Here is a 25,185-nt window from a genome sequence, read left to right on the forward strand (position 1 = left end):
GCCTCTGCACCGAATACCCGGCAGCTAAAAACTTACGCGCGATACCGGCCCTGACGGGCCGATTTCACAGCGATGTCCCGCGGGTACTCCGCCCTGTCTATCGGCGGGCGGGCGGAAAGTATTTCAGCACTCCTTCTTGCACCACCGTCGCGAGGACCTGCCCGGAGCGGTCGAAGAAGTGCCCGGTGCCCAGCCCGCGCGAATCCGCGGCCACCGGCGACGACGTCGAGTACAAGACCCAGTCGTCGAAGTCGACCTGCCGGTGAAACCACACGGAATGGTTGGCGGACGCGGCGAAGATGCGGTCGAAACCCCACGACAGGCCGTGGGTGGTGATCACCGAGTCCAGCACCGTGGTGTCCGAGGAGTACACCATGGTCGCGGTGTGCAGCACGGGGTCATCGGGCATGCTGCCGCCGGCCTTCATCCAAACCCGGTTGTGCGGAAGCCGGTCGCCCTTCTCGCGCATCACCCAGGCCGGGTCGTTGGTGTAGCGCCACTCGATCGGCTGCAGCGCGTTGACGAAGTGCGGAACCGTCTCCTCGTAACCCCGGAGCAGCTCGCTGATCGGCGGCTGCGTTTCGGGCGCGCCCACCTGCGGCGGATCGACGGCGTGTTCGAGGCCGCGGCCGCCGGACATGTAAGAGATCATCGCCGAGGACAACAGCATGCCGTCCTGCACCGCGTCCACGCGCCGGTTGGCGAAGCGCCGCTCGTCCCGCAGCCGGGTGACGTGGAATTCGATGTCCTTGGCGGTGTCACCGCCGTTGATGAAGTGCACCGACAGAGCGCCGGGCGGCAGGTCGTCCCGGACCAGCGAGCGGCTGGCGGCGACGAACGACTGAGCCATGAGCTGGCCGCCGAAGGTTCGCATCGGGTTCTTGCTGGGATGAGACCCGACGAAACGGTCGTCGGCGACCCGAGTGAGGTCGAGGGTCGCAAGCAGTTCCTTGAAATCGGAATCCGTGCTGATCGCGGCCTCTCCTTGGCTCGAATGCTTAGACGTCGTCCTCACCGATCCGGTGCACGTGGATGAGGTTGGTCGACCCTACTGTGCCAGGTGGCGCGCCGGCCACGATCACCACCAGGTCACCGCGCTTGTAGCGACCGAGTTCCAGCAGCGACTTGTCCACCTGGCGGATCATGCCGTCGGTGGACGTCATCATCGGGACGATGAACGTCTCGGTGCCCCACGTCATGGCGAGCTGGCTGCGGACCTCGGGCCACGCGGTGAAGGCCAGCAGCGGCAGCGGGGTGTGCAGCCGCGCCAGCCGCTTGACGGTGTCGCCCGACTGGGTGAAGGCGACCAGCGCCTTGGCGTCCAGGCGCTCGCCGATGTCGCGGGCGGCGTAGGAGATCACCCCGCGCTTGGTGCGCGGCACGTGCGTCAGCGGCGGGGCGGCGGTGGAATTGTCCTCGACGGCGCAGATGATCCGCGACATGGTCCGCACGGCCGCCAGCGGGTACTTTCCGACCGACGTCTCGCCGGACAGCATCACCGCGTCGGCGCCGTCGAGCACGGCGTTGGCGACGTCGGAGGCCTCGGCGCGCGTCGGCCGGGAATTCTCGATCATGGAGTCGAGCATCTGGGTCGCCACGATGACGGGTTTGGCGTTCTCCCGGGCCATCTGGATGGCCCGCTTCTGCACCAGCGGCACCTCTTCCAGCGGCAGCTCGACGCCGAGGTCGCCGCGAGCCACCATGATGGCGTCGAAGGCCAGCACGATCGCTTCCAGATTGTCCACGGCTTCCGGCTTTTCCAGCTTGGCGATCACCGGCACCCGCCGCCCGATCCGGTCCATCACCTCGTGCACCAGCTCGACGTCGGACGGCGAGCGCACGAAGGAGAGCGCGACCAGGTCGACACCGAGGTCCAGCGCGAACGTGAGGTCCTCGATGTCCTTCTCCGACAAGGCCGGTGCCGACACGTTCATGCCGGGCAACGAGATGCCCTTGTTGTTGCTGACCGGGCCGCCCTCGACGACCGTGCAGATGACATCGTCACCGTCGATGCGGTCGATGATCAGGCCGACCTTGCCGTCGTCGATCAGCACCCGGTCGCCGACCGTCGCGTCCGCGGCCAGCTTCTTGTAGGTGGTCGACACGCGGTCGTGGGTGCCCTCGCAGTCGGCGACGGTGATGCACACGGTTTCGCCGTCGGCCCAGTACGTCGCCCCGGTGGCGAACCGGCCCAGCCTGATCTTCGGGCCCTGCAGGTCGGCGAGGACACCGACCGCGCGGCCGGTGGTGTCGGAAGCGGCCCGGACCCGCTCGTAGGCGGCTTTGTGGTCGGAGTAGTCGCCGTGACTGAAGTTCAACCGGGCGACGTCCATTCCCGCCTCGACCAGCGCCAGGATCAACTCGTCCGAATTTGTCGCAGGGCCAAGGGTGCAGACGATCTTCCCGCGTCTACTCACGCCGACCCAGCATAGTCGCGTGGGTCCGACCCGGTCCGACCAAACGGGGTGTCGTGCTGTGCGTGATTAACCACTCTGAATCGCCGGCAACAGTGGGAAGCCGGGCAGGTTACGCAGCACCGTCCAGGCGATGATGGCCAGCACCATCGTCAACCACGCCGGCGTGGAGAGCGCCGGTCTGCCGCTCCCGCGGCGAATCAGCAGCCATCCCGCCAGCATCGGGATGCCGACCAACAGAAAAACATTGTCGTTGACGGCGGCGAACAGGTCGCCGTGCAGCAGATCGTTCGTCATCCGCAGGCCACCGCAGAACGGGCAGTTCCAGCCGGTAAGCAATTTGAAGGGGCACTGGGGATACAACGAGTTCGTGTTGTGCGGGTCGACCAGGCCGACGTAGCCGAGCGCGCCGCCGAGCGCAACGGCGGTGCCGACCGCGACGTACCGGCGTGGGCGGTGACACTGTTCCGCCGCGTGCCCGGCGGAATTGGGTTGCGTCACCTGTTCAGCATGCCAGACCCGCGGCCACTAGGGGTTCGACGACCGATTCCTTCGCAGCCGCCACCGGCTGCGGGGTGTCTTATAAGGCTCGGCGGCCGAAGCCGGTTCGGCCGAGTCGTGTGGCGGCTCGGATTCTTCGTCCGCCTCGGCTTCGGATTCTTCGTCCGCCTCGGCTTCGGGTTCTTCGGGCTCGGCCGCGGGCTCTTCCTCGTCGGCCTCTTCGGGTTCGGTTTCTTCGGCCTCGGGCTCTTCGGCCTCGGGCTCTTCGGCTTCCGGCTCTTCGGCTTCCGGCTCTTCGGCTTCGGCTTCGGGCTCTTCGGCTTCCGCCTCGGGCCCTTCGGTTTCGTCCGGCCCGGGCTCCGCGGCCTCCGCTTTGACCGTCTCGGCCTCCGCGGTTTCCGGCTCGTCGGCGGAGGCAACCTCGCCGGTTTCCGACAAGTCGGCGGGCTCGTCGTCGTCCTCGCCGCCACCTCCCGCGACCGCCACGGTCGCCGCCTCACCCGAGGCGACGGTCGCGAGTTCGCCCGCCGGCTCCGATTCCGGGGACTCCTCGGAAACGTAGTCTTTGCCGCGCAGGCTTTCCGGGGCCTCGCGCCCCTTCGGCGCCACCATGAGGTACACCACGGCCCCGATGAACACGAAAGTCGATGTGAACGAATTGATCCGGATGCCCGCGATGTGAGTGGCGGTATCGTCGCGCAGCAACTCGACACCGAAGCGACCCACACAGTAGCTGGCCACGTACAACGCGAACAGTCGCCCGTGGCCCAGCGCGAACCGCCGGTCCGCGTAGATCAACACGGCGAAAACCAGGACGTTCCAAATCAATTCGTACAGGAACGTCGGCTGCACGACGAGTGCCACCTGGCCCGTCGACACACCGTCCAGCGAATGGGGGTCGATGTATCCCGACGGGTCGCGGCGGTAGAAGATCTCCAGCCCCCATGGCAGGGTGGTTTCCCGGCCGTAGAGCTCCTGGTTGAAATAGTTGCCCAGCCGGCCGATGGCCTGCGCCAGGATGATTCCCGGCGCGATCGCGTCGGCGAATGCCGGCAGCGGAATCCCGTGCCGCCGGCAGCCGATCCAGGCGCCGACGCCGCCAAGCGCCACCGCGCCCCAGATGCCAAGGCCGCCATCCCAAATGCGTACGGCCGCGCTCAACCCGGCACCGCCCGGCCCCCAGTAGGTCCGCCAGTCGGTGGCCAGGTGGTAAAGCCGGCCGCCCACCAACCCGAACGGCACCACCCACAACGCGATGTCATAGATCACCCCGCGCTGCCCGCCGCGGGCTTCCCAGCGGCGGTCGCCGATCAGCAGCGCCGCGACGATGCCGGTGATGATGAACAGCGCGTAGGCGCGAATCGGCAGCGGCCCGAGGTGCCAAACGCCCTGGGGCGGGCTGGGAAAATACGTCGGCAACATCGTCATCCGGCGGACGCCTTCTCCCGGACGCCCGCGGCCAGTTCCTCGGTCAGCGCCCGCAACGCGGGCAACCCGCCCTCACCGAGCGCCGATACCAGCGCCGAGCCCACGATGACGCCGTCGGCGTAGCTGCCGATCTGCGCCGCCTGCTCTCGCGACCGCACCCCCAGGCCGACCCCGACGGGTATGTCCGACACCGCCTTTACCCGGTGCACCAGTTCGGGCGCGGCGTTCGACACCGCGTCACGCGCCCCGGTTACCCCCATCGTGGAAGCAGCGTAGACGAACCCGCGCGACGCCTCGACCGTCATCGCCAGCCGTTGCGGCGTCGACGAGGGCGCCACCAGAAAAATGCGATCCAACCGATGCTCCTCAGCTGCCGCCAGCCACTGGCCGGCTTCGTCGGGGATGAGGTCTGGAGTGATCATGCCCTGCCCACCGGCCGACGCGAGGTCCCGGGCGAAGCCGTCGACCCCATACCGCAGCACCGGATTCCAATAGGTCATCACCACCGCGCGGCCGCCGGCCGAACTGATCGCCTCGACCGCGGCCAGGGTGTCCCGCACCCGCACTCCCCCCTGCAACGCGACCTCGGTGGCCCGGGCGATGGTCGGCCCGTCCATGCCGGGATCCGAATAGGGAACCCCGACTTCGATGATGTCGCAGCCGGATTCGACCAGCGCGAGCATTCCGTCGACCGAACCCGGCACGTCCGGGTAACCGGTGGGCAGATAACCGATCAGCGCCGCGCGATTGTCTTTGCGGCACATGTCGAAGACCGGCCCGAGCCGGCTGGCTTGCTTTTGTTCCACGGTCATCGCTCGCTGGGCCCCATCAGGCCAAACCATTTCGCGGCCGTCTCGACGTCCTTGTCACCCCGGCCCGACAGGTTCACCACGATGATGGCGCCCTGCCCCAATTCGAGGCCGAGCTTGACCGCGCCTGCGATCGCGTGCGCGGATTCGATGGCCGGGATGATTCCTTCGGTGCGGCACAGCAGCGCGAACGCATCCATCGCCTCGGAGTCGGTGATCGGCCGGTATTCGGCACGCCCGATCTCCTTGAGATATGCGTGTTCGGGGCCCACCCCCGGATAATCGAGACCCGCTGAGATCGAATGGGATTCGATGGTCTGGCCATCCTGGTCCTGCAGCAGGTAAGAGAACGACCCCTGAAAAGCCCCCGGCGAACCGCCGGCGAATGTCGCGGCGTGCCTTCCCGTTTCGACGCCGTCGCCGGCCGCCTCGAAGCCGACCAGGCGCACCCCAGGGTCGTCGATGAACGGGTGGAAGATACCGATGGCGTTGGATCCGCCCCCGACACAGGCCACGACCGCGTCGGGCAACCGGCCCGCCTGGGCCTGAATCTGCACGCGCGCCTCCAAGCCGATGATGCGCTGAAAATCGCGCACCATCGCGGGAAACGGGTGCGGCCCGGCCGCGGTGCCGAAGCAGTAGTAGGTGTTGTCGGCGTTGGTCACCCAGTCGCGAAACGCCTCATTGATCGCGTCCTTGAGCGTCTTCGACCCACTCTGGACCGACACGACCTCGGCGCCCAGCAGTCGCATCCGCGCCACGTTGAGCGCCTGGCGCGCGGTGTCGACGGCGCCCATGTAGATGACACATTCCAGGCCGAGCAGCGCGCACGCGGTGGCCGTGGCGACGCCGTGCTGGCCGGCGCCGGTCTCGGCGATGACCCGGCTCTTGCCCATTCTCTTGGCCAGCAAGGCCTGACCGAGGACGTTGTTGATCTTGTGAGAACCGGTGTGGTTCAGGTCTTCTCGCTTGAGGAAAATGCGCGCCGAGCCGGCATGCTCGGACAGCCGGGTGGCCTCGTACAGCGGCGACGGCCGGCCGGCGTAGTTGACCTGCAGGTCGTCCAGGGTGTCCAGGAAATCGGGGTTGATGCGTTCCTTCTCGTAGGCGGCGGTGACCTCCTCGATCACCGCCATCAACGCCTCCGCCACGTAGCGGCCGCCGTACACGCCGAAATGGCCACCCGCATCGGGTTCGTGGCGGGTGGGTTCGGCGACCGCTGCACTCGGAAGGGGAAGGTCCGGGCGGGACAGGTTGACCATCACCAAGGCTCTACGCGGGGACGGCTCATCGGGTTCAACGTTTCAGCGCCGGGGCTCTTCAACTGACTTGACGACTAGCGAGACGGTTTCGGGCAGGACGGGTGCGTACCCGCGGTGACCAGGTCGGCGACCGCGGCGCGCGGGTCACCGCTTTTGACCAGACCCTCGCCGACCAACACGGCGTCCGCGCCGGCGCCGGCATAGGCCAACAGGTCGCCGGTGCCGCGGACGCCGGACTCGGCGATCCTGATCACATTGCTGGGCAGCCCGGGCGCGATCCGCGCGAAGCAGTCCCGGTCGACCTCCAGCGTGGCGAGGTCGCGCGCGTTGACACCGATTACGTTGGCCCCGGCCTTCAACGCCCGGTCGGCCTCCTCCTCGGTGTGCACCTCGACAAGGGCTGTCATGCCCAGGGATTCGGTGCGGTCGAGCATCGATACCAGAGCCGACTGGTCCAGCGCGGCCACGATGAGCAACAGCATGTCGGCGCCGTGGGCACGGGCCTCGTGGATCTGATATGGCTGCACGACAAAGTCTTTGCGCAACACCGGTATCGAGACCGCGGCCCGAACGGCATCGAGGTCGTCGAGCGAGCCGTGGAAACGGCGCTCCTCGGTCAGAACGCTGATGATCCGGGCTCCGCCGTCCTCGTACGCCCGGGCCAGTTTTGCCGGATCGGCAATCGTCGCCAGGGATCCCGCCGACGGACTGGCGCGCTTGACTTCGGCGATGACGCCGATGCCGGGCTCGCGCAGGGCGGCCATCACGTCACGCGGCGGCGGAGCGGCGGCAGCGGCGGCCTTGATTTCGGAGAGACTGATGAGAGCTTCGCGCGCGGCAACGTCGGCCCGGACTCCCTCGAGGATGGAGTCAAGCACGGTAGCCGGACTCATGCCTGTTGCTTCCCTTCGCGCCGTTACCCATCGCCACCCCACGGCCTCCTGACGAACTCCAGCCGATCGCGACGACGTGAATGAAGGGTAGCGGCCCTCGGCTTGCGACCCGTCACCGACCCTCGGTGTCCGACCCGTGCGACCGATCGGTGGGGTCCCGCGTTGGGTCAGCGCCCTCGTCAAGCGCGTCCCAGATCATCCGCTCCGACATTTCCGGCGTCTCCGGCTTCTCCAGCATCGCGCCATCGGTGTCCTCGCGTAGCGCATTTGAGCGGCGCGTCGCGGGCGCCGCATACTTTTCCGCGCTCAACCTGGCCGACCCGGAATCGCCGGCCGACCGAAGCAACAGGACGGCCGCGATCAGGGTGCAAGCCGCCGCGGCCACCGCGATGCCCGCCCCCCAATAGCGTCGCTCGCTGCCCACCAGCGACGTCAGCGCGACGTGGGCCAGATCGGCCCCGCGCACGGCCACGTCCGGCAGCACCCACAAACTGACCCCGAGGTATCCGACCGCCAGGCTGGCCAGCGCCAGCAGCCCCGCCAGCACGCGCAGCGGCCAGCCGCGCACCGCGATCGCCGCCACGGCCGTCGCCAGCATGAGCACCGCCAGCGGCAACAGCGCCGTCGACCACGACGCGCCGGACAGCGTCACCTCGCGCGGCGGACTCAGCCCGTCGAACGACCGGATCACCACCCACGGCAACCGGGACGCCGCCCACAGCGCCGCCGCGGATCCCACCAGCAACACCTGGGCGACCCCGACGACCATCCGGGCCCGCCGAGCCGGGCGGGTCTCAGTCATGGCGGCCGGTCTCCGGCGCAGTCAACGTCTCGGCGGCGGCGATCGCGTTGAGCACCGCGCGCGCCTTGTTGGCGGCCTCGGTGTACTCGTACGGACCGTTCGAGTCGGCCACCACCCCGCCGCCGGCCTGCACATAGGCGGTGCCGCCGCGCATCAAAGCGGTGCGGATGGCGATCGCGAAGTCGGCGTTGCCGGCGAAGTCGAGGTAGCCGACCACGCCGCCATAGAGGCCGCGCCGTGTCTTCTCCACCTCCTCGATGAGCTCCATGGCCCGCACCTTCGGTGCGCCCGACAGCGTGCCGGCCGGGAAGCAGGCCGTCACCGCATCCAAGGCGGTCCGGCCCTCGGCGAGCATCCCGGTCACCGTCGACACCAGGTGCATGACGTGGCTGTAGCGCTCGATGTGGCTGTAGTCCTCGACGCGCACGGTGCCAGGGGCGCAAACCCGGCCGAGGTCGTTGCGGCCAAGGTCCACCAGCATCAGGTGCTCGGCGCGCTCCTTCTCGTCGGCGAGCAGTTCCTTCTCCAGCAGCTGATCCTCTTCGTCGGTCTGCCCGCGCCACCGGGTTCCCGCGATCGGGTGCGTCGTCGCCCAGCCGTCGTGGACGGTGACCAGCGCCTCCGGGCTGGAACCGACGACCGAAAAGTCCGTCCCGCCAATGCCGTTCGGGACGTGCAGCAGGTACATGTACGGGCTCGGGTTGGTGACCCGCAGCATCCGGTACACGTCGATCGGGTCGACGTCGGTGTCCATCTCGAAGCGCTGGGAGGGAACGACCTGGAAGGCTTCGCCCGCCGCGATCTGCTCGACGAGGTAGTCGACGATCTTCCCGTACTCCTCGACGGTGCGCTGCGAGCGGTACCGCGGCTCGGGCCGGTCGAACGTGGCGACCGTCGAAGGCAGCGGCTGGCCGAGCGCCGAGGTCATCACGTCCAGGCGCGCGACCGCGTCGTCGTAGGCCTCGTCGACCCGCTCGTCGGTGCCGTTCCAGTTCACCGCGTTGGCGATCAGCGTGATGGTGCCCTCGTGGTGGTCGACCGCGGCCACGTCGGTGGCCAGCAACAGCAGCATGTCCGGCAGATGCAGGTCGTCGACGGCCAGCTCGGGCAGGCGCTCCAGCCGCCGCACCATGTCGTAGGCGAACAAACCGACCATGCCGCCGGACAGCGGCGGCAGCCCGGGCTTGATGTCGTGGGGGGCGGCGGTGGCCAGCAGCTCGAGGGTGGCCCGCAGCGCGTGCAACGGGTCGCCGCCGGTGGGCGCGTCCTGCGGCACGGCGCCCAGCCAGACCGCTTCCCCGTCGCGGACGGTCAGCGCCGACGGCGCACCCGCGCCGATGAACGACCAGCGCGACCAGGATCGGCCGTGCTCGGCGGATTCCAGCAGGAACGTGCCCGGGCGATTGGCGGCGAGCTTGCGGTAGGCCGATAGCGGCGTCTCGCTGTCGGCCAGCACCTTGCGGGTCACCGGAACCACGCGGTGCTCGGCTGCGAGCTGACGGAAATCCTCTCGTGAGGTCGTCGCGGCGAGGTGGGCTTGCACCGAACCATCCTCGCAGATGGGCGGTGGGGGTTCGCGAGCGTAACGTGGCTGCGCTCTCCAGCCTCGAGATTCGCGGTGGCGTTACGCTCGCGGCATGAAAACTGGTGACACCGTCGCGGACTTCGAACTTCCCGATCAGACGGGGACGCCGCGCAAGCTCAGCGAGTTGCTCTCCAGCGGACCGGTGGTGCTGTTCTTCTACCCCGCCGCGATGACACCGGGCTGCACCAAGGAGGCCTGCCATTTCCGGGACCTGGCAGCGGAATTCGCCGCCGTGGGCGCCAATCGGGTCGGCATCAGTGCCGATCCCGTGCAGAAGCAGGCCAAGTTCGCCGACATGCAGAAGTTCGACTACCCGCTGCTGTCGGACACCGAGGGCACCGTTGCCGCGCAGTTCGGCGTCAAGCGTGGCCTGCTCAGCAAGCTGCTGCCGGTCAAGCGAACCACGTTCGTCATCGACACCGATCGCACGGTGCTCAACGTGATTTCCAGCGAGTTCAGCATGGACACCCACGCCGACAAGGCGTTGGAGACACTGCGCAGCCGGTCGGCGCCTACGGGCTGATCGCCAGGAAAACGTAGGCGGCGAGCAGCACCAGATGCAGCTCCCCCTGCAGCCTGGTGGCGCGCCCGGGAACGACCGTCAGCATGCTGATCACGACGGTCAGCGCCAGCAGCACCAGCTGAATGGGGCCCAGCCCGAGCACCAACGGTCCCTTGAGCCAGATGGAGGCCAGCGCGATCGCCGGGATGGTGAGCCCGATGCTGGCCATCGCAGAGCCGTACGCCAGGTTAAGGCTGGTCTGGATGCGGCCCTGGCGCGCCGTGCGCGCGGCCGCCAGGGTCTCCGGCAGCAGCACCAGCGCGGCGATCACCACGCCGACGAATGACTGCGGAAATCCGACCGCGGTCACGGCACGCTCGACCGCCGGCGATTCCTCCTCGGCCAGTCCCACCACCGCGACGAGGGCGACCAGCAGCAGCCCCAGACTCCCGAGCGCGGCGCCGCGGCTCGGCGGCTCGGCATGGCTTTCATCCTCGAACAGCCGCTTCTTCTGGCCCTTCTGCGCGACCGGCAGGAAGAAGTCGCGGTGGCGCACCGTCTGGGTGAAGACGAAGACCAGATAGACCAGCAACGACGCCACCGCCGCGAACGTCAGTTGGCCCGGAGAGAACTCCCTGCCCACTTGGCTGGTGGTGAACGCGGGCAGCACCAGGCTCAGCGTCGCCAGCGTGGTGACAGTGGCCAGCGCGGCGCCGCTGCCCTCGGCGTTGAACAGCGTCACGCCGTAGCGCCGCGAGCCGAGCAGCAGCGACAGCCCCGCGATGCCGTTGGTGGTGATCATCGCCGCCGCGAACACGGTGTCCCGGGCCAGGGTGGCGGCCTCGTTGCCCCCGGACGCCATCAGCGAGACGATGAGCGCCACCTCGATCACCGTCACCGCGGCCGCGAGCACCAGCGAGCCGAACGGCTCACCGACCCGGGCCGCGACCACCTCCGCGTGGTGCACCGCGGCCAGCACGGCTCCGATGAGCAATGCCGCCGTCAGCGCGACCATCGCCGGGCCCAGCTTCTCGCCCCAGATCACGGCCAGCACGGCGACGGCAAGCAGCGGCACGACCGCGGTCCACGACACCCGTCTCAACATCGACCGCCATTCTCATCCACGGCTCGCGATCGGGCGACTTCGGACCTCGGTCGTGATTCTCCCGGCCCGGCGACGGCGTTGCCGCGACGTCCTTGAGCCGAAGGTCCCCGGATGTCTGCGACCAAAGCCCCTACGTTTGCCCAACGGCGTTTCATACGGTCGCAACATTCGCCTCGTGTTTACACGGGCTCGGGCCGGAGAAAATCAAGACAGCCAGATATCCGAACGCTGAACTCTCAGCGCGGCCGGAGCAAAGGGGGAAGCGATGTCAGCTACCCGAACCGCCGCAGAAAGCGGCATCGACGGTCCGATTCGAAACCATCTGCGCAGTGTGCGGACCGAGGATCGCGACGGCTGGGTTTCCAAAGCACGCTGTCGCACCGGCGACCCGGACGAGATGTTCGTTCGCGGCGCCGCCCAGAGAAGGGCCGCGACGATCTGCCGGCACTGCCCGGTAATCCTGGAGTGCGGCGCCGACGCGCTCGAAAACCAGGTCGAGTGGGGAGTCTGGGGCGGCATGACCGAACGCCAGCGACGCGCCCTGCTCAGGCAGCACTCCGACGTGGTGTCCTGGGTCGAATTCCTGGCCGCCGCCCGGCTGCGGCGTCGCACCGCGATTTAACGCCTGGGTGCCCGCTCGGGCCGCAGCAACCTATGTCTCCGGTTCCAGCAGCACGTCGGCGTCGAAGCAGCTGTGGTCGCCGGTGTGGCAGGCGGCGCCCACCTGGTCGACCGTCAGCAGCACGGTGTCGCCGTCGCAATCCAGCCGCACCGAGTGCACGCGCTGGGTGTGGCCGGACGTCGCACCCTTGACCCACTGCTCGCCGCGGGACCGCGAATAATATGTCGCCTCACGGGTTTCCAGGGTGCGGGCCAGCGCCGCGTCGTCCATCCAGGCGACCATCAGCACGTCGCCGGTGCCGCGTTCCTGCACGACGGCGGTGAACAGGCCGTCGGCGTTGCGCTTCAGCCGCGCGGCGATCCGTGGGTCCAGCGTCATCGCACGGTGATCCCTTCGGCGGCCATCGCGGCCTTCACCTGACCGATGGTCAACTCCCGGAAGTGAAAGACGCTGGCCGCCAACACCGCATCGGCCCCGGCGGCGACGGCGGGCGCGAAGTGTTCAGCCGCGCCGGCGCCACCGCTGGCGATCACCGGCACCGTGACCGCCGAGCGCACCGCCTGCAGCATCGGCAGGTCGAACCCGGCCTTGGTGCCGTCGGCGTCCATCGAGTTGAGCAGGATTTCCCCCACGCCCAGATCGGCGCCGCGGGAAGCCCATTCGACGGCGTCGATCCCGGTCCCGCGGCGCCCGCCGTGGGTGGTGACCTCCCAACCGGACGGCGTCGGCACCGATTCCGGGGGGACCGTGCGGGCGTCGACCGACAGCACGATGCATTGCGAGCCGAACTGCCGCGCCATTTCTTCCAGCAGGTCGGGCCGAGCGATCGCGGCGGTGTTGATCGAGACCTTGTCGGCCCCCGCGCGCAGCAAGACGTCGACGTCGGCCACCGTGCGAACCCCGCCGCCGACGGTCAGCGGAATGAAAACCTGTTCGGCCGTGCGGCGGACCACGTCGAGCATGGTGGCGCGGCCCGACGACGAGGCGGTGACGTCGAGAAAGGTCAGCTCGTCGGCACCCTCGGCGTCGTAGGCGGCGGCGAGCTCGACGGGATCGCCCGCATCCCGCAGGTTTTCGAAGTTGACCCCCTTGACGACTCGCCCGGCATCGACGTCCAGGCACGGAATCACCCGCACCGCAAGGCCATTGGCGTGCGACATCTCAGAAGTCCTCCGGACGGCCCGTGCTGCGCAGGATTTCGAGTATCTCGGCGTGTGCGCGGGGGCCCGCGGCCAGTGCGGAATCCGACGCGGGGCTCCACGGCTCACCGCGGATGTCGGTCACGACACCGCCCGCCGCCCGCACCAGCGCGACGCCGGCGGCGTGGTCCCACACGTGGCCGCCGAAACTGATCGAGCCACCGAGGACTCCGTCGGCGACGTAGGCCAGGTCGAGTCCGGTGGACCCGTGCATCCGCAGCCGCGACGAGACCCGGCTCAGGTTCTCCAGCACGGCGATGCGGTAGCGCCCGGGGAACCGGCCCCGCGCGTCGGCGCTGAACGAGCCGGCGCCGATCAGGGCGTCGGTCAGGTCGATGTCGGCCAGCGGGGGCTGCGCGACACCGTTTTTCATCAACGGACCGTCCACCACCGCGGTGTAGCGCTGGTCGACGAAGGGCAGCCAAGTCAACCCGGCGACCGGGTCGCCGTGGTGCAACAGGCCCAGCAGGATCCCCGCCATCGGCGATCCGGCCGCGTAGTTGAACGTGCCGTCGACGGGGTCGAGCACCCACACCCATTCGGAGTCGACGTCGGTGCCGCCGAATTCCTCGCCGTGCACGCCGATTCCGGTCGCCTCCGTCAGCGCGCCGACCACCTGCCGCTCGATCGCCAGATCCACGTCGGTGGCGAAGTCGTTGCCCTTCTTCTGCACCGCCGAATCTGCGCGGTGGCCGGCGACGAACGGCTCGGTGGCGTCGTCGAGGATCGCCGACGCCTGCTCCACCAACGCGTCCAGGTCCGTCACGGCCCTACCCCGCAACCGCTGCCAGCGCCTGCGGCAGGGTGAACCGCCCGGCGTAGAGGGCTTTGCCCACGATGGCGCCCTCGACCCCGCGGTCGGTGAGGGTCGCGATCGCGCGCAGGTCGTCCAGGCTGGACACGCCGCCGGAGGCGATCACCGGGGCCTCGGTGCGGTCGGCGACGGCGGCCAGCAGGTCGAGGTTGGGGCCGCCCAGCGTGCCGTCCTTGGTGACGTCGGTGACGACGAAGCGCGAACATCCTTCGCCGTCAAGGCGTTCCAGCACCTCCCACAGGTCGCCGCCGTCGGTCTCCCAGCCGCGCCCGCGCAGTCGGTGTTGCCCCGCTGGCCTGGTTTTGTCGATTTGCACGTCGAGCCCGACGGCGACCTTCTCGCCGTGCTCGGCGATGGCGCGGGCACACCACTGGGGGTTCTCCAAGGCCGCCGTGCCCAGGTTGACCCGGGCGCAGCCGGTGGCCAGCGCCGCGGCCAGCGAGTCGTCGTCCCGGATCCCGCCCGACAGCTCCACCTGCACGTCGAGCTTGCCCACCACCTCGGCCAGCAGTTCGCGGTTCGAGCCCCGCCCGAACGCCGCGTCCAGGTCGACCAGGTGGATCCATTCCGCCCCGTCGCGCTGCCAGTTCAGCGCCGCGTCCAGCGCCGAGCCGTATTCGGTCTCGCTGCCCGCCTTGCCCTGGACCAGTCGCACGGCGCGGCCTTCGACCACGTCGACCGCGGGCAACAAGATCAACACATTCCCTCCCAAGCGGCTCGTCACAGTGCCTCAATCCAGTTGCGCAGCACGGCCGCACCCGCATCCCCGCTCTTTTCGGGGTGAAATTGCGTGGCCGACAGCGGACCCTGCTCGACGGCGGCCAGGAAGGGCACCCGGTGGGTGGCCCAGGTGAGCACGGCCTCGGACGAACCCTCCCAGCGCTGCGCGGCGTAGGAGTGCACGAAGTAGAAGCGGGTGTCGGCATCCAGCCCCTTGAACAGGGTGGTGCCTGCACCGGCGTCGACGACGTTCCAGCCCATGTGCGGGACCACCGGGGCATCCAGCCGGGTGACCTCGCCCGGCCACTGGCCGCAACCGGTTGTCTGTACACCGAATTCGACGCCGTCGGCGAACAGGATCTGCATGCCCACGCAGACGCCCAGCACCGGGCGCCCGGCGGTGACCCGGTCGGCGATGATGCGGTCCCCCTTGACTCTGCGCAGGCCGGTCATGCAGGCCTCGAAGGCGCCGACCCCGGGCACCACCAGCCCGTCGGCGGCGGCCGCCGCATCGGCGTCGGCGGTCACCTCGACCGACGCGCCCGCCCGCTCGAGCGCGCGCTGCGCCGACCGTAGGTTGCCCGAGCCGTAATCCAGGACGACGACGGATGGTTTTGTCACAGAACACCTTTGGTGGACGGCACGTCCGACACCCGGGGATCGGGCTCGACGGCCTGACGCAACGCGCGCGCCACCGCCTTGTACTGCGCCTCGGTGACGTGGTGCGGGTCGCGCCCGTACAGGACGCGCACGTGCAGCGCGATACGGGCGTTCATGGCCAGCGACTCGAACACGTGCCGGTTGATCACGGTGTGGTACGGAACGGAGCTGCCCGCAATGGTTGTGTGCCGCAGGTGATCCGGCTCACCGGTGTGCACGCAGTAGGGCCGGCCGGACACGTCGACCACGGCGTGGGCCAGCGTCTCGTCCATCGGAATGAAGGCGTCGCCGAACCGGCGGATGCCCCGCTTGTCGCCCAAAGCCTGGCCAAGCGCCTGCCCCAGCGCGATGGCGGTGTCCTCGATGGTGTGGTGGCCCTCGATCTCGACGTCGCCCTTGGTGCGCACGCTCAGGTCGAAGCTGGCGTGGGTGCCCAGCGCCGTCAGCATGTGGTCGTAGAACGGCACACCGGTGTCGACGTGGACCTGCCCGGTGCCGTCGAGGTCGAGCTCGATGACGATGTCGGATTCCTTGGTGCGACGCTCGATACGCGCGCGCCGAGTCGCAAGAGTGGTCACGGGGCTCCTACTGGGGTGGCTGGTGCCAATTCGGTGGCGGCGATCCGGGCGCTGGCCCGCAGGAACGCATCGTTCTCTTCGGCCAGTCCCGTAGTGGCCCGCAGGTAGCCGGCAATCCCGACGTCGCGGATCAATACGCCGGCGTCCAGGTAGCGCTGCCAGGCGGCCGGGGCGTCGGCGAATTGGCCGAACAGCACGAAGTTCGCATCGCTGGGAATCACTCGAAAACCCATGCCGGTCAGGGCCGTTGTGACCCGTTCGCGTTCGGCGATCAGCGCCGCGACGCTACTCAGGGTGTCGTCGGCGTGCCGCAACGCGGCCCGGGCCGCGGCCTGCGTGACCGACGACAGGTGATACGGCAGCCGGACCAGCAGCATCGCGTCGATCACCGCGGGCGTGGCGATCAGGTAGCCGAGCCGCCCCCCGGCGAAGGCGAACGCCTTGCTCATGGTGCGGGTGACGATGAGCTTGGTCGGATACTCCCGCACCAGTCCGACCGCACTGGGCTCGGAGGAGAACTCACCGTAGGCCTCGTCGACGATCAAGATCCCGGGCACCGCGTCGAGCAGCCGCCGCAGCGCCGGCAGCGAAACGCTCTGCCCCGACGGGTTGTTCGGGCTGGCGATGAAGACCACGTCGGGTTGATGTTCGGCGACGGCGGCGACCGCCCTGTCCACGTCGAGGCTGAAGTCGTCGGCGCGGACACCCTCCAGCCATTCCGTACGGGTGGCGTCGGCGATGATCGGGTGCATCGAGTAGGACGGGGCGAACCCGATCGCGGTGCGCCCGGGCCCGCCGAATGCCTGCAGCAACTGTTGCAGGATCTCGTTGGATCCGTTTGCCGCCCAGACGTTTTCCACACCGAGTTGCACGCCGGTCTGCGCGGTGAGGTAGCCGGCGAGATCGCGACGCAGGTCCACCGCGTCGCGATCGGGGTAGCGGTGCAGGTCGGCGGCCGCCTCGGCCACCGATCGCACCACATCGTCCACCAGCGCCCCGCTGGGCGGGTGTGGGTTCTCGTTGGTGTTCAGCCGCACCGGTACGGCCAATTGCGGTGCGCCGTAAGGTGATTTGCCGCGGAGGTCGTCCCGCAACGGCAGGTCGTCCAGCGTGGGGTCCTCGGTCATCGCTCGAACCTCCGCCGGATCGCCTCGCCGTGTGCGGGCAGGTCTTCGGCCTTGGCCAGCGTGACCACGTGTCCCGAGACGTCCTTGAGGGCGGCCTCGGTGTAGTCAACGACGTGGATGCCGCGCAGGAAGGTCTGCACCGACAGGCCGCTGGAATGGCGGGCGGAGCCCGCCGTCGGCAGCACGTGATTGGATCCCGCGCAGTAGTCGCCGAGGCTCACCGGCGAGTACGGACCGACGAAAATGGCTCCGGCCGAACGTATTCGCCCGGCGACCTCCGGCGCGTCGGCGGTCTGGATCTCCAGGTGCTCGGCGGCGTAGGCGTTGACCACCTGGATGCCTGCGTCGAGATCGTCGACCAGGATGATCGCCGACTGCCGGCCGCCCAGCGCGGCGCTGACCCGGTCACGATGCACCGTGGTGCGCAGCTGGGCGGCCACCTCGGCGTCGGTCGCGGTGGCCAGGTCCTCGCTCGGGGTGACCAGCACGCTGCCCGCCATCTCGTCGTGCTCGGCCTGGCTGATCAGGTCGGCGGCCACGTGCGCCGGATCGGCGGTGTGGTCGGCGAGGATGGCGATCTCGGTGGGCCCGGCATCGGCGTCGATGCCGACGCGCGAGCGGCACAGCCGCTTCGCGGCGGTCACGTAGATGTTGCCCGGCCCCGTGATCAGGTCGACGGGCGCCAGCTCGGAACCGTCCGTGTCGGTGCCGCCGTAGGCCAGCAGCGCCACCGCCTGCGCACCACCGACGGCCCACACCTCGTCGACCCCGAGCAGCCGGGCGGCGGCGAGGATCGTCGGGTGCGGCAGGCCGTCATAGCGGGCCTGCGGCGGGCTGGCAACCACCAGGGAGTCGACGCCGGCGGCCTGCGCGGGCACCACGTTCATCACCACGCTGGACGGGTACACCGCGTTGCCCCCGGGCACATACAGGCCCACCCGCTCGACCGGCACCCAGCGCTCGGTGACCGTCGCGCCCGGGCCGAGCGTGGTGGTGACGTCGGCACGGCGCTGGTCGGCGTGTACCGCGCGGGTGCGGTCGATCATCACCCGCAGGGCGTCCACGACGTCGGGCTCCAACCCGGCCAGCGCCGCCTGAAGCGCGGCTTCGGGCACCCGGACCGCGGCGGGCCGCACACCGTCGAACGACGCCCCGAACTCCAGTGCCGCCTCGGCGCCGCGCTCGGCGACGGCCTGCACGATCGGCCGCACCTTGGGCAGCACGCTTTCCACGTCGGCGCCGCCCCGCGGGAGCGCGGTCCGCAATCGGGCAGCCGTCAGCTCGGCGCCCCGCAGGTCGATGCGGGCCATTACGGGTGCTGAACCGGTACTCATTGCCTCCATTGTCCCAGAGGAACTCAAGTCGATATCCGACCGGTACAGTGCCCGGGTAAGCCCCCCACAACTCAGGGAGTTGTCATGTCCGCGAAGGATCACCCCAATAACGCCCCGGGCGTCCCGATGGTGTTCCCGCCCTGGTTCGAGCGCTTCCAGATCAAGTACTTCAACCCGGCGGTCAAGCCGATCGCCCGCTTTTTGCCCGGCACGGCGACCATCAAGCATCGGGGCCGCACCTCAGGCACGCCGTACGAGACGATCATCACCCCCTACCGCAAGGGGAACGTGCTGGCGATCGCGCTGGGCCACGGCAAGACGAACTGGGTCAAGAACGTCCTGGCGGCCGGCGAGGCCGACGTGCAGTTAAGCCGCAACCGCGTGGTGCACATCACCAATCCGCGGATCCTGCCGGCCGGCACCGAGGGTCCCGACGCCGAACGTCTGCCGCGGATGGCCCGCATGCAGCTGCGGCGGATCGGCGTTTTCGTCGGCGACATCGCCTGAGGCTTCGGGAGCGCGCCGTCGAGTGTGCGCTCACGGCGGCGACACGCCGACGGGGAGCGCCCTGGACGCACACTCGTTGTCGAGAACTACATGTCCAGGCCGACGTCGAGCGCGCGCACCGAGTGGGTCAGCGCGCCGACGGCCAGGTAGTCCACCCCGGTTGCCGCGTAGGTGGCGGCGTTTTCCAGGGTGAGCCCGCCCGAGGACTCGAGCAGCACGGCGGGGGCGCGCGCGTCGCGACGCTGCACGGCCATCTGTGTCTGCCAGACCGGAAAGTTGTCCAGCAGCACCAGTTCCGGCTTTTCGCCCAGCACCTCGTCCAGCTGTTCGAGGGAGTCCACCTCCACCTCGCACGGCAGATCCGGCGCCGCGTCGCGCACGGCGCGCAGCGCGTCCACCACCGAGCCCGCGGCCACCACGTGGTTGTCCTTGATCAGCGCCGCGTCCCCCAGGCCCATCCGGTGGTTGACGCCGCCGCCGAGCCGCACCGCGTACTTCTGCAGCGCACGCAGCCCGGGCAGCGTCTTGCGGGTGTCGCGGACCTTGGCCTTCGTGCCCTCCACCGCCTCGACCCAGGCCGCCGTCGTGGTGGCGATGCCCGACAAGTGGCACACCAGGTTCAGCATGGTCCGCTCGGCGGTCAGCAGGCCTCGGGTGTCCGCGCGCACCGTCAGCATCGGCTCGCCCGGCTGCAGCCGGGCGCCGTCCTCGACGCTGTGCACCACTTCGTAACCGCCGGCGAGGACGGCGTCGAGAACCAGCAGCGCGACCTCGACGCCGGCGATCACGCCCGGCGTCCGGGGCACCATCGACGCCGTGGCCACCGCACCGGCGGGCACCGTCGCGAGCGTGGTGATGTCGGGCCCGTAGCGCAGGTCCTCTTCCAGACCGCGCCGGATGGTGTCTTGAGCGGCGCTTCGTTCTTCGGGCAGCATCATCAGCCCACCGCCGCCAGCGCCTCCACCAGCACCGAGTTCTGGTCGTCGGCCAGCCGCAGCACGCTGCTGCGGCCCTGTTCCGGTGCGGGGTCGGGGTATTCCGCGCGATGGTGGCAGCCCCGGCTCTCGGTGCGGGCCAGCGCCGCGGCGGTCACCGCGCGCGCGGCCACGGCCAACGCGACGTCCTCGAAGTCGCGACGGCCGGCGATGCGGCGCACCCGCGCCCCAGACAGGGTGTCGGACAAGCGCTGCAGCCCGGCGGCGTCGCGCACGACCGAGGCGTCGCGGCTCATCGCGGCCTGCAAAGCGCCGCGTTCCGGGGCGGTGTGGGCGATGGGCTCGGGCTCGACGGCCCTGACGCGCCCCGCCGCCATCGCGTGCGCGGCCGCGGCTTTCCCGGCGCGGCCACCGACCACCAGACCCTCCAGCAGGCTGTTGGACGCCAGCCGATTGGCGCCGTGCAGTCCGGTGCGCGCCACCTCGCCGGCGGCGAACAGGCCGGGCAGTTCCGTTTGGCCGTGCACATCGGTGACGACGCCGCCGCAGCTGTAGTGCGCCCCCGGGACGACCGGGATGGGCTGGCGGACGGGGTCGATGCCTGCGGCGCGGCACGCGGCGGTCACGGTCGGAAACCGGGTGGCGAAACCTTCGATGCCGCGCGCGTCGAGGAAGACGCACGGGTCGCCGGTGGCCTTCAGCCGGGCGTCGATGGCCGCGGCGACGACGTCACGCGGGGCCAGATCGCCCATCGGGTGAACACCGGCCGTCACCGAATTGCCTTGTCGGTCAAGGAGTATCGCGCCCTCACCGCGGATCGCCTCGGTAACCAGCGGACGCCGCCCGCCGGCCCCGCCGAAGAGCATCGTCGGGTGGAACTGGATGAACTCCAGGTCGCTGACCGCGACGCCGGCCCACAGGGCCAGCGCGATCCCGTCACCGGTGGAGCCATCGGGATTGGTGGTCGCGCCGTAGAGGTGCCCGAGCCCTCCGGAGGCCAGGATCACCGCGGGCGCGTTGATGATTCCGTAGCCGTCCACGCTGCCCAGCAGGACCCCGGTGACGGCGGAATCGTCGTGCAGCACCCGCAGGGCCACATGGCCGGCGCGGATGTCCAGCGTGGCCGCGGCGTGGTCGAGCGCCCGCTGCACCTCGGCTCCGGTGGCGTCGCCGCCGGCGTGCACGATCCGCCGCCGCGAGTGCCCACCCTCGCGGGTCACGTCCCAGCGGCCCGGGGATGCCTCGTCGAATCGCGCCCCGGCGCCGACCAATTCGGACACCGCCCGGTACCCGTCGGCGACGATGGAATACACCGCGTCGGGGTCGCACAGCCCGGCGCCGGCCGTCAGGGTGTCCGCGACGTGCGCCTCCACCGAGTCGTCGTTGTCGGGCAGGACGACCGCGATGCCGCCCTGCGCGTAGTGGGTCGCGGTCCCCCCCTTCGCCTGGTCCGCCTTGCTCAGCACGACGACGCTGCGGCCGGCGCGATGGGCGGCCAGCGCCGCAGCCAATCCGGCCACGCCGGTACCGATGACGACGACGTCGGCGCTATGGGTCCAGGCGGGGCGGACGGTCATTCGCCGCCGCCCGGCTGGCCGATCTCGATCATTCGCTGCACGCTGCGGCGGCCCGCCGCAGCGATCTCCGGGTCGACATCGACTTCGTCGGCCCCGTCGACCAGGCAGCGCAGCAGGGCCGCGGGCGTGATCATCTTCATGTACTTGCAGGACGCCCGGTCGTTGACCGCGCGGAAGTCGACCTGCGGGGCGGCGCGGCGCAGCTGATGCAGCATGCCGACCTCGGTGGCGACCAGCACCTTGCGCGCCCGGGTCTGGTGCGCCGCGTCGAGCATGCCGCCGGTGGACAGGATCTTCACCCGATCCGCCGGGACGGCCCCCTCGCCGGCGAGGTACAAAGCCGAAGTGGCACAACCGCATTCGGGATGCACGTAGAGGTCGGCGTCGGGGTTCGCCCGCGCCTGCTCGGACAGCTCGTCGCCGTTGATCCCGGCGTGCACGTGGCATTCACCGGCCCATACGTGCATGTTGGTGCGGCCGGTCACCCGGCGCACATGGGCCCCGAGGAACTGGTCCGGGCAGAACAGCACCTCGCGGTCGGGGTCGATGGACTCGACCACGTCCACCGCGTTGGACGAGGTGCAGCAGATGTCGGTGAGCGCCTTCACCGCGGCGGTGGTGTTGACGTAGGAGACGACGACGGCGCCGGGGTGCTCGTCGCGCCAGGCGCGCAGCTCGTCGGGGGTGATGGAGTCGGCAAGCGAGCAGCCGGCCCGCTGATCCGGGATGAGGACCGTCTTGTCGGGGCTGAGGATCTTGGCGGTCTCGGCCATGAAGTGCACCCCGCAGAACACGATGGTGTCCTCGGGTGCCTCGGCGGCGATCCGCGAGAGCGCCAGTGAGTCGCCGACGTGGTCGGCGACGTCCTGGATGGCGGGCAGCTGGTAGTTGTGCGCGAGCACGGTGGCTCCGCGCAGCTTCGCCAGTCGGCGAATCTCGGCGGCCCACTGCTCGTCGCCCTCGACACCGGCGTAACCCGCCGGTGAATTCGTGACTTCGGCCATCATGTCTTCGGCGAGCGTGTCCATGCGATTTACAACCGTCACGGCGGCTCCTTTCAGCCCGAGAGGTTTTCGACTTATAATCGAAAACATGGCCCATGGTAACACCGCCCACGAAGTGCTCGCGGTCGTATTCCAGGTTCGCCATGTCGCCGAGCAGGTTACGAAGGGCCGCCCGACGGAAAAACCGCAGCTTAACGTGCTGTTATGGCAGCGTGCCAAGGATCCGCAGCGCGGCGCATGGTCGCTGCCCGGCGGGCAGCTGCGCAACGACGAGGACATCACCACCTCCGTGCTGCGACAGCTGGCCGAGAAGGTCGACCTCAAAGAGCTCGCGCACTTAGAACAGCTGGCGGTGTTCTCCGACCCGAACCGGGTGCCGGGCGCCCGGGTGATCGCGTCGACCTTCCTGGGATTGGTGCCCTCCCCCGCGACCCCCGAGCTGCCGCCGGACACCCGCTGGCATCCGGTGAGCTGCCTGCCGCCGATGGCCTTCGACCACGGCCCGATGGTGACGCACGCGCACGCCCGACTGATCGCCAAGCTGTCCTACACCAACCTCGGATTCGCCTTGGCGCCAAAGGAATTCGCGCTTTCTACGCTCCGCGACATCTACGGCGCCGCGCTCGGCTACCAAGTCGATGCGACGAACCTGCAGCGGGTGCTGGTCCGCCGCGGCGTGATCAGCCAGACCGGCACCATCGCGCAGTCGGGCCGCAGCGGCGGGCGGCCCGCGGCTCTGTACCACTTCACCGATTCCCGGCTGCGGGTCACCGATGAATTCGCCGCGTTGCGGCCCCCCGGCTAGGCTCGCGGAAAGCGTCTTTCGGGTGACGCGATCGTAAATGGAGCAGTGGCGCGTCCGACTCTGCACGCGCGGGCAAGAAGTCGCTCACAGTCCGGCGATTACGTTTTGGTTACCTGCCGTTCGTGCGCGACAATGCCCGATGGCCTAGAAGGGAGCCCAATGGCTGAGCTCGGCAATCTGGCAGGCACGCATGGCGCGGAGTGGATCGCCCGGCCGCCCCACGAGGAACTGCAGCGCAAAGTACGCCCGCTGCTGCCCTCGGACGACCCGTTCTACCAGCCGCCACTGGGCTTTCAGCACGCCGAGCCGGGGACGGTGCTGCGTTCGCGCGACGTCGAACTGGCGTTTTTGGGTTTGATCCCGCAGCCCGTCAAGGCCACCCAGCTGCTCTACCGGACGATGGACATGCACGGCGAGCCGGAGGCGGCGGCGACCACCGTGATCGTCCCGGCCGAGCTCGCCCCGGAACGCCCGTGCCCGCTGCTCTCGTACCAGTGCGCGATCGACGCCGTGTCGTCCCGATGCTTCCCGTCCTACGCGCTGCGGCGCCGGGCGAAGGCCCTCGGGTCGATCGGCCAGCTCGAACTCTTCCTGATCGCCGCCGCCGTCGCCGAGGGCTGGGCCGTCTCCGTGCCGGACCACGAGGGGCTGCAGGGCCTGTGGGGCGCGCCGTACGAGCCCGGCTATCGCGTCTTGGACGGCATCCGGGCCGCCCTGGGTTCCGAACGCCTCGGACTGTCCCCGTTGGCGCCGGTCGGGCTGTGGGGCTACTCCGGCGGCGGGCTGGCCAGCGCCTGGGCGGCCGAGGTCTGCGCCGAGTACGCGCCCGAACTGGACATCGTCGGGGCGGTGCTGGGATCACCGGTCGGCGACCTGGGCAACACCTTCCGCAGGCTCAACGGCAGCTTTCTCTCGGGTCTGCCCGCGCTGGTGGTATCCGCGCTCGCCCACATCTATCCCGAGCTGGACAGGGTGATCAAAGAGCACAGCAACGAGGAGGGGCGAGCCCTGCTCGAGTCGCTCGAGAAGATGACCACCGTGGAGGCGGTCGTCCGGATGGCCGGCAAGAACATGGGCGACTACCTCGACGAGCCGCTCGAGAGCATCCTGTCGACGCCCGAGGTGATGCACGTGTTCGAGAGCATCAAGCTGGGCGTGGCCGTGCCGACGCCGCCGGTGCTGATCGTGCAGGCCGTCCACGACTACCTCATCGACGTTAAAGACATCGACGTGCTCGCCGACGCCTATTCGTCCGGCGGTGCCCAGGTGACCTATCACCGGGACGCCTTCAACGAGCACATGCTGCTACACCCGCTGTCGGCGCCGATGACGCTGCGCTGGCTCACGGACCGGTTCGACCGCCGTCCGCTGACCGAGCACCTCATCCGGACCACCTGGCCGACGATGTTCCACCCGATGACCTACGTCGGGATGGCGCGGCTGGCCAAGATCGCGGCCAAGGTCGTCTTCGGCCGGAGCATTCACCGCCGTCCGCTATGACACGGCCGCTTCGGCGGCACCCCCGGCTCCCACCGGCAGCGCATCGGAAGCCTGGCCGCCCGGCGGAAGGGCGCCCAGGTCGTCTCGGGCGTCGGCGGCCGCCAGCACCGCATACACCAGTGCGGCGATAGCGGCGGGCCACAGCAGGGTCAGCGCGATCTGCAGCGGGTTCTGGGCGAAGAACACCGGGGGCGCCTGGACGACGTACGCCACCGACGGGGCCTTGGACAGCGGCACCGCGTCGAAGTTCAACGCGCCGTAGAAGACCCGGACCAGCGCGGCCCCGGTAGCCGTCGCGGCCGCGGCGGCGGTCAGCAGGCCGGTGGACAGCGCGACGACCATCCCCGGCCCCCGGTGCGCACGCCACTGCCACCCCAGCACGGGCGCCACCACCGCCAGCACGGTCAGCAGGCCCAGCATCAGGCACGGCGCGTCGAAGAAGTGCTCGGACTCGGTGCCGAGGTAGTCGTGGACCCGTTCGCCCGCCCGCGTGAGCGCCACC

General features: G+C 69.6%; 27 protein-coding genes. 5 read left to right on the forward strand and 22 right to left on the reverse strand.

What is annotated here, in order from left to right; all coding sequences use genetic code 11:
* Positions 1-97: 97 nt before the first annotated feature.
* The 9 genes from A5709_RS10835 to A5709_RS10875 form a co-directional block, all read right to left on the reverse strand.
* On the reverse strand, positions 98-973 hold the full coding sequence (locus A5709_RS10835) for an acyl-CoA thioesterase II (RefSeq protein WP_068119864.1): 876 nt from the start codon (positions 971-973) through the stop codon (positions 98-100).
* 25 nt (positions 974-998) lie between these two features.
* Positions 999-2,417 (reverse strand): pyruvate kinase, encoded by a 1,419-nt coding sequence (pyk, locus tag A5709_RS10840; protein WP_067951172.1) that lies wholly within the window; start codon positions 2,415-2,417, stop codon positions 999-1,001.
* A 66-nt stretch (positions 2,418-2,483) separates the two neighbouring features.
* On the reverse strand, positions 2,484-2,915 hold the full coding sequence (locus A5709_RS10845) for a DUF2752 domain-containing protein (protein ID WP_067951170.1): 432 nt from the start codon (positions 2,913-2,915) through the stop codon (positions 2,484-2,486).
* A gap of 27 nt (positions 2,916-2,942) precedes the next feature.
* Positions 2,943-4,343 (reverse strand): prolipoprotein diacylglyceryl transferase, encoded by a 1,401-nt coding sequence (locus A5709_RS10850; protein WP_068119834.1) that lies wholly within the window; start codon positions 4,341-4,343, stop codon positions 2,943-2,945.
* On the reverse strand, positions 4,340-5,155 hold the full coding sequence (gene trpA / locus A5709_RS10855) for a tryptophan synthase subunit alpha (protein WP_068119835.1): 816 nt from the start codon (positions 5,153-5,155) through the stop codon (positions 4,340-4,342). The genes A5709_RS10850 and trpA overlap by 4 nt, the downstream gene beginning before the upstream one ends.
* Positions 5,152-6,414, reverse strand: a complete 1,263-nt coding sequence (gene trpB / locus A5709_RS10860) for a tryptophan synthase subunit beta (RefSeq protein WP_068011075.1) — start codon at positions 6,412-6,414, stop codon at positions 5,152-5,154. The genes trpA and trpB overlap by 4 nt, the downstream gene beginning before the upstream one ends.
* Before the next feature lie 74 nt (positions 6,415-6,488).
* Positions 6,489-7,307, reverse strand: coding sequence for an indole-3-glycerol phosphate synthase TrpC (trpC, locus tag A5709_RS10865; protein ID WP_055404126.1), 819 nt, complete (start codon positions 7,305-7,307; stop codon positions 6,489-6,491).
* A 112-nt stretch (positions 7,308-7,419) separates the two neighbouring features.
* On the reverse strand, positions 7,420-8,109 hold the full coding sequence (locus tag A5709_RS10870) for a TIGR02234 family membrane protein (RefSeq protein ID WP_068119837.1): 690 nt from the start codon (positions 8,107-8,109) through the stop codon (positions 7,420-7,422).
* Positions 8,102-9,652 (reverse strand): anthranilate synthase component I, encoded by a 1,551-nt coding sequence (locus A5709_RS10875; protein WP_067951163.1) that lies wholly within the window; start codon positions 9,650-9,652, stop codon positions 8,102-8,104. Before A5709_RS10875 ends, A5709_RS10870 begins: the two co-directional genes overlap by 8 nt.
* Positions 9,653-9,746: 94 nt before the next feature.
* Between A5709_RS10875 and A5709_RS10880 the strand changes: the two genes are divergently transcribed.
* Entirely contained in the window at positions 9,747-10,217 is a 471-nt protein-coding gene (locus tag A5709_RS10880) for a peroxiredoxin (protein ID WP_067951161.1), read from the forward strand.
* On the opposite strand, the gene A5709_RS10885 is transcribed toward A5709_RS10880, so the two are convergent.
* Positions 10,207-11,301, reverse strand: a complete 1,095-nt coding sequence (locus A5709_RS10885) for a calcium:proton antiporter (RefSeq protein WP_067951160.1) — start codon at positions 11,299-11,301, stop codon at positions 10,207-10,209. The two genes, A5709_RS10880 and A5709_RS10885, sit on opposite strands and share 11 nt — an antisense overlap.
* A gap of 265 nt (positions 11,302-11,566) precedes the next feature.
* Here A5709_RS10885 and A5709_RS10890 point away from each other — a divergent pair, with 265 nt between their 5' ends.
* Positions 11,567-11,923: a WhiB family transcriptional regulator gene (locus A5709_RS10890; protein WP_067951158.1), complete on the forward strand. Its 357-nt coding sequence runs from the start codon at positions 11,567-11,569 to the stop codon at positions 11,921-11,923.
* 30 nt (positions 11,924-11,953) lie between these two features.
* Here the strand turns inward: A5709_RS10890 and hisI are convergent, their stop codons facing one another.
* The 8 genes from hisI to hisD are packed head-to-tail and all read right to left on the reverse strand — an operon-like array spanning position 11,954 to position 18,355.
* Entirely contained in the window at positions 11,954-12,301 is a 348-nt protein-coding gene (gene hisI / locus A5709_RS10895) for a phosphoribosyl-AMP cyclohydrolase (RefSeq protein ID WP_067951156.1), read from the reverse strand.
* Positions 12,298-13,083 carry an imidazole glycerol phosphate synthase subunit HisF gene (hisF, locus tag A5709_RS10900; protein WP_067951154.1) on the reverse strand — a complete coding sequence of 262 codons (786 nt, stop codon included), beginning with the start codon at positions 13,081-13,083 and terminating at the stop codon, positions 12,298-12,300. The genes hisI and hisF overlap by 4 nt, the downstream gene beginning before the upstream one ends.
* A 1-nt stretch (position 13,084) precedes the next feature.
* A complete protein-coding gene (locus tag A5709_RS10905; protein WP_067951150.1) occupies positions 13,085-13,888 on the reverse strand; it encodes an inositol monophosphatase family protein in 804 nt (267 codons plus the stop codon).
* Between the two features lie 4 nt (positions 13,889-13,892).
* Positions 13,893-14,636 (reverse strand): bifunctional 1-(5-phosphoribosyl)-5-((5-phosphoribosylamino)methylideneamino)imidazole-4-carboxamide isomerase/phosphoribosylanthranilate isomerase PriA, encoded by a 744-nt coding sequence (priA, locus tag A5709_RS10910; protein ID WP_067951148.1) that lies wholly within the window; start codon positions 14,634-14,636, stop codon positions 13,893-13,895.
* Between the two features lie 20 nt (positions 14,637-14,656).
* Positions 14,657-15,277 (reverse strand): imidazole glycerol phosphate synthase subunit HisH, encoded by a 621-nt coding sequence (gene hisH / locus A5709_RS10915; RefSeq protein WP_068119840.1) that lies wholly within the window; start codon positions 15,275-15,277, stop codon positions 14,657-14,659.
* Positions 15,274-15,894: an imidazoleglycerol-phosphate dehydratase HisB gene (hisB, locus tag A5709_RS10920; RefSeq protein WP_067951144.1), complete on the reverse strand. Its 621-nt coding sequence runs from the start codon at positions 15,892-15,894 to the stop codon at positions 15,274-15,276. Before hisB ends, hisH begins: the two co-directional genes overlap by 4 nt.
* On the reverse strand, positions 15,891-17,021 hold the full coding sequence (locus A5709_RS10925) for a histidinol-phosphate transaminase (RefSeq protein ID WP_068119842.1): 1,131 nt from the start codon (positions 17,019-17,021) through the stop codon (positions 15,891-15,893). Before A5709_RS10925 ends, hisB begins: the two co-directional genes overlap by 4 nt.
* Entirely contained in the window at positions 17,018-18,355 is a 1,338-nt protein-coding gene (gene hisD, locus A5709_RS10930; protein ID WP_156768014.1) for a histidinol dehydrogenase, read from the reverse strand. The genes A5709_RS10925 and hisD overlap by 4 nt, the downstream gene beginning before the upstream one ends.
* An 84-nt stretch (positions 18,356-18,439) precedes the next feature.
* Here hisD and A5709_RS10935 point away from each other — a divergent pair, with 84 nt between their 5' ends.
* Complete coding sequence (locus A5709_RS10935; RefSeq protein WP_068119846.1) at positions 18,440-18,862, forward strand: nitroreductase family deazaflavin-dependent oxidoreductase; 423 nt, start codon at positions 18,440-18,442, stop codon at positions 18,860-18,862.
* An 86-nt stretch (positions 18,863-18,948) separates the two neighbouring features.
* Here the strand turns inward: A5709_RS10935 and nadC are convergent, their stop codons facing one another.
* Genes nadC through nadA form a run of 3 tightly spaced genes read right to left on the reverse strand, consistent with a single transcriptional unit; the run spans position 18,949 to position 22,420 of the window.
* Positions 18,949-19,800, reverse strand: coding sequence for a carboxylating nicotinate-nucleotide diphosphorylase (nadC, locus tag A5709_RS10940; protein WP_197520117.1), 852 nt, complete (start codon positions 19,798-19,800; stop codon positions 18,949-18,951).
* Positions 19,800-21,374: an L-aspartate oxidase gene (locus A5709_RS10945; RefSeq protein WP_068119848.1), complete on the reverse strand. Its 1,575-nt coding sequence runs from the start codon at positions 21,372-21,374 to the stop codon at positions 19,800-19,802. The genes nadC and A5709_RS10945 overlap by 1 nt, the downstream gene beginning before the upstream one ends.
* Positions 21,371-22,420, reverse strand: a complete 1,050-nt coding sequence (nadA, locus tag A5709_RS10950) for a quinolinate synthase NadA (RefSeq protein ID WP_068119850.1) — start codon at positions 22,418-22,420, stop codon at positions 21,371-21,373. The genes A5709_RS10945 and nadA overlap by 4 nt, the downstream gene beginning before the upstream one ends.
* A 46-nt stretch (positions 22,421-22,466) precedes the next feature.
* Between nadA and A5709_RS10955 the strand changes: the two genes are divergently transcribed.
* Together A5709_RS10955 and A5709_RS10960 are read left to right on the forward strand one after the other, a co-directional pair.
* Positions 22,467-23,183, forward strand: a complete 717-nt coding sequence (locus A5709_RS10955) for an NUDIX domain-containing protein (RefSeq protein WP_068119852.1) — start codon at positions 22,467-22,469, stop codon at positions 23,181-23,183.
* 159 nt (positions 23,184-23,342) lie between these two features.
* The gene (locus A5709_RS10960; protein ID WP_068119855.1) at positions 23,343-24,683 is read left to right on the forward strand and encodes a lipase family protein; all 1,341 of its coding nucleotides are present in this window, start codon (positions 23,343-23,345) and stop codon (positions 24,681-24,683) included.
* Here A5709_RS10960 and A5709_RS10965 read toward each other — a convergent pair.
* Positions 24,678-25,185: DUF2567 domain-containing protein (locus A5709_RS10965; protein ID WP_068119859.1), on the reverse strand; the 508-nt coding region annotated here is incomplete at its 5' end. The two genes, A5709_RS10960 and A5709_RS10965, sit on opposite strands and share 6 nt — an antisense overlap.

The sequence above is a fragment of the Mycobacterium sp. E1386 genome (assembly GCF_001672745.1).
Lineage (GTDB): Bacteria > Actinomycetota > Actinomycetes > Mycobacteriales > Mycobacteriaceae > Mycobacterium.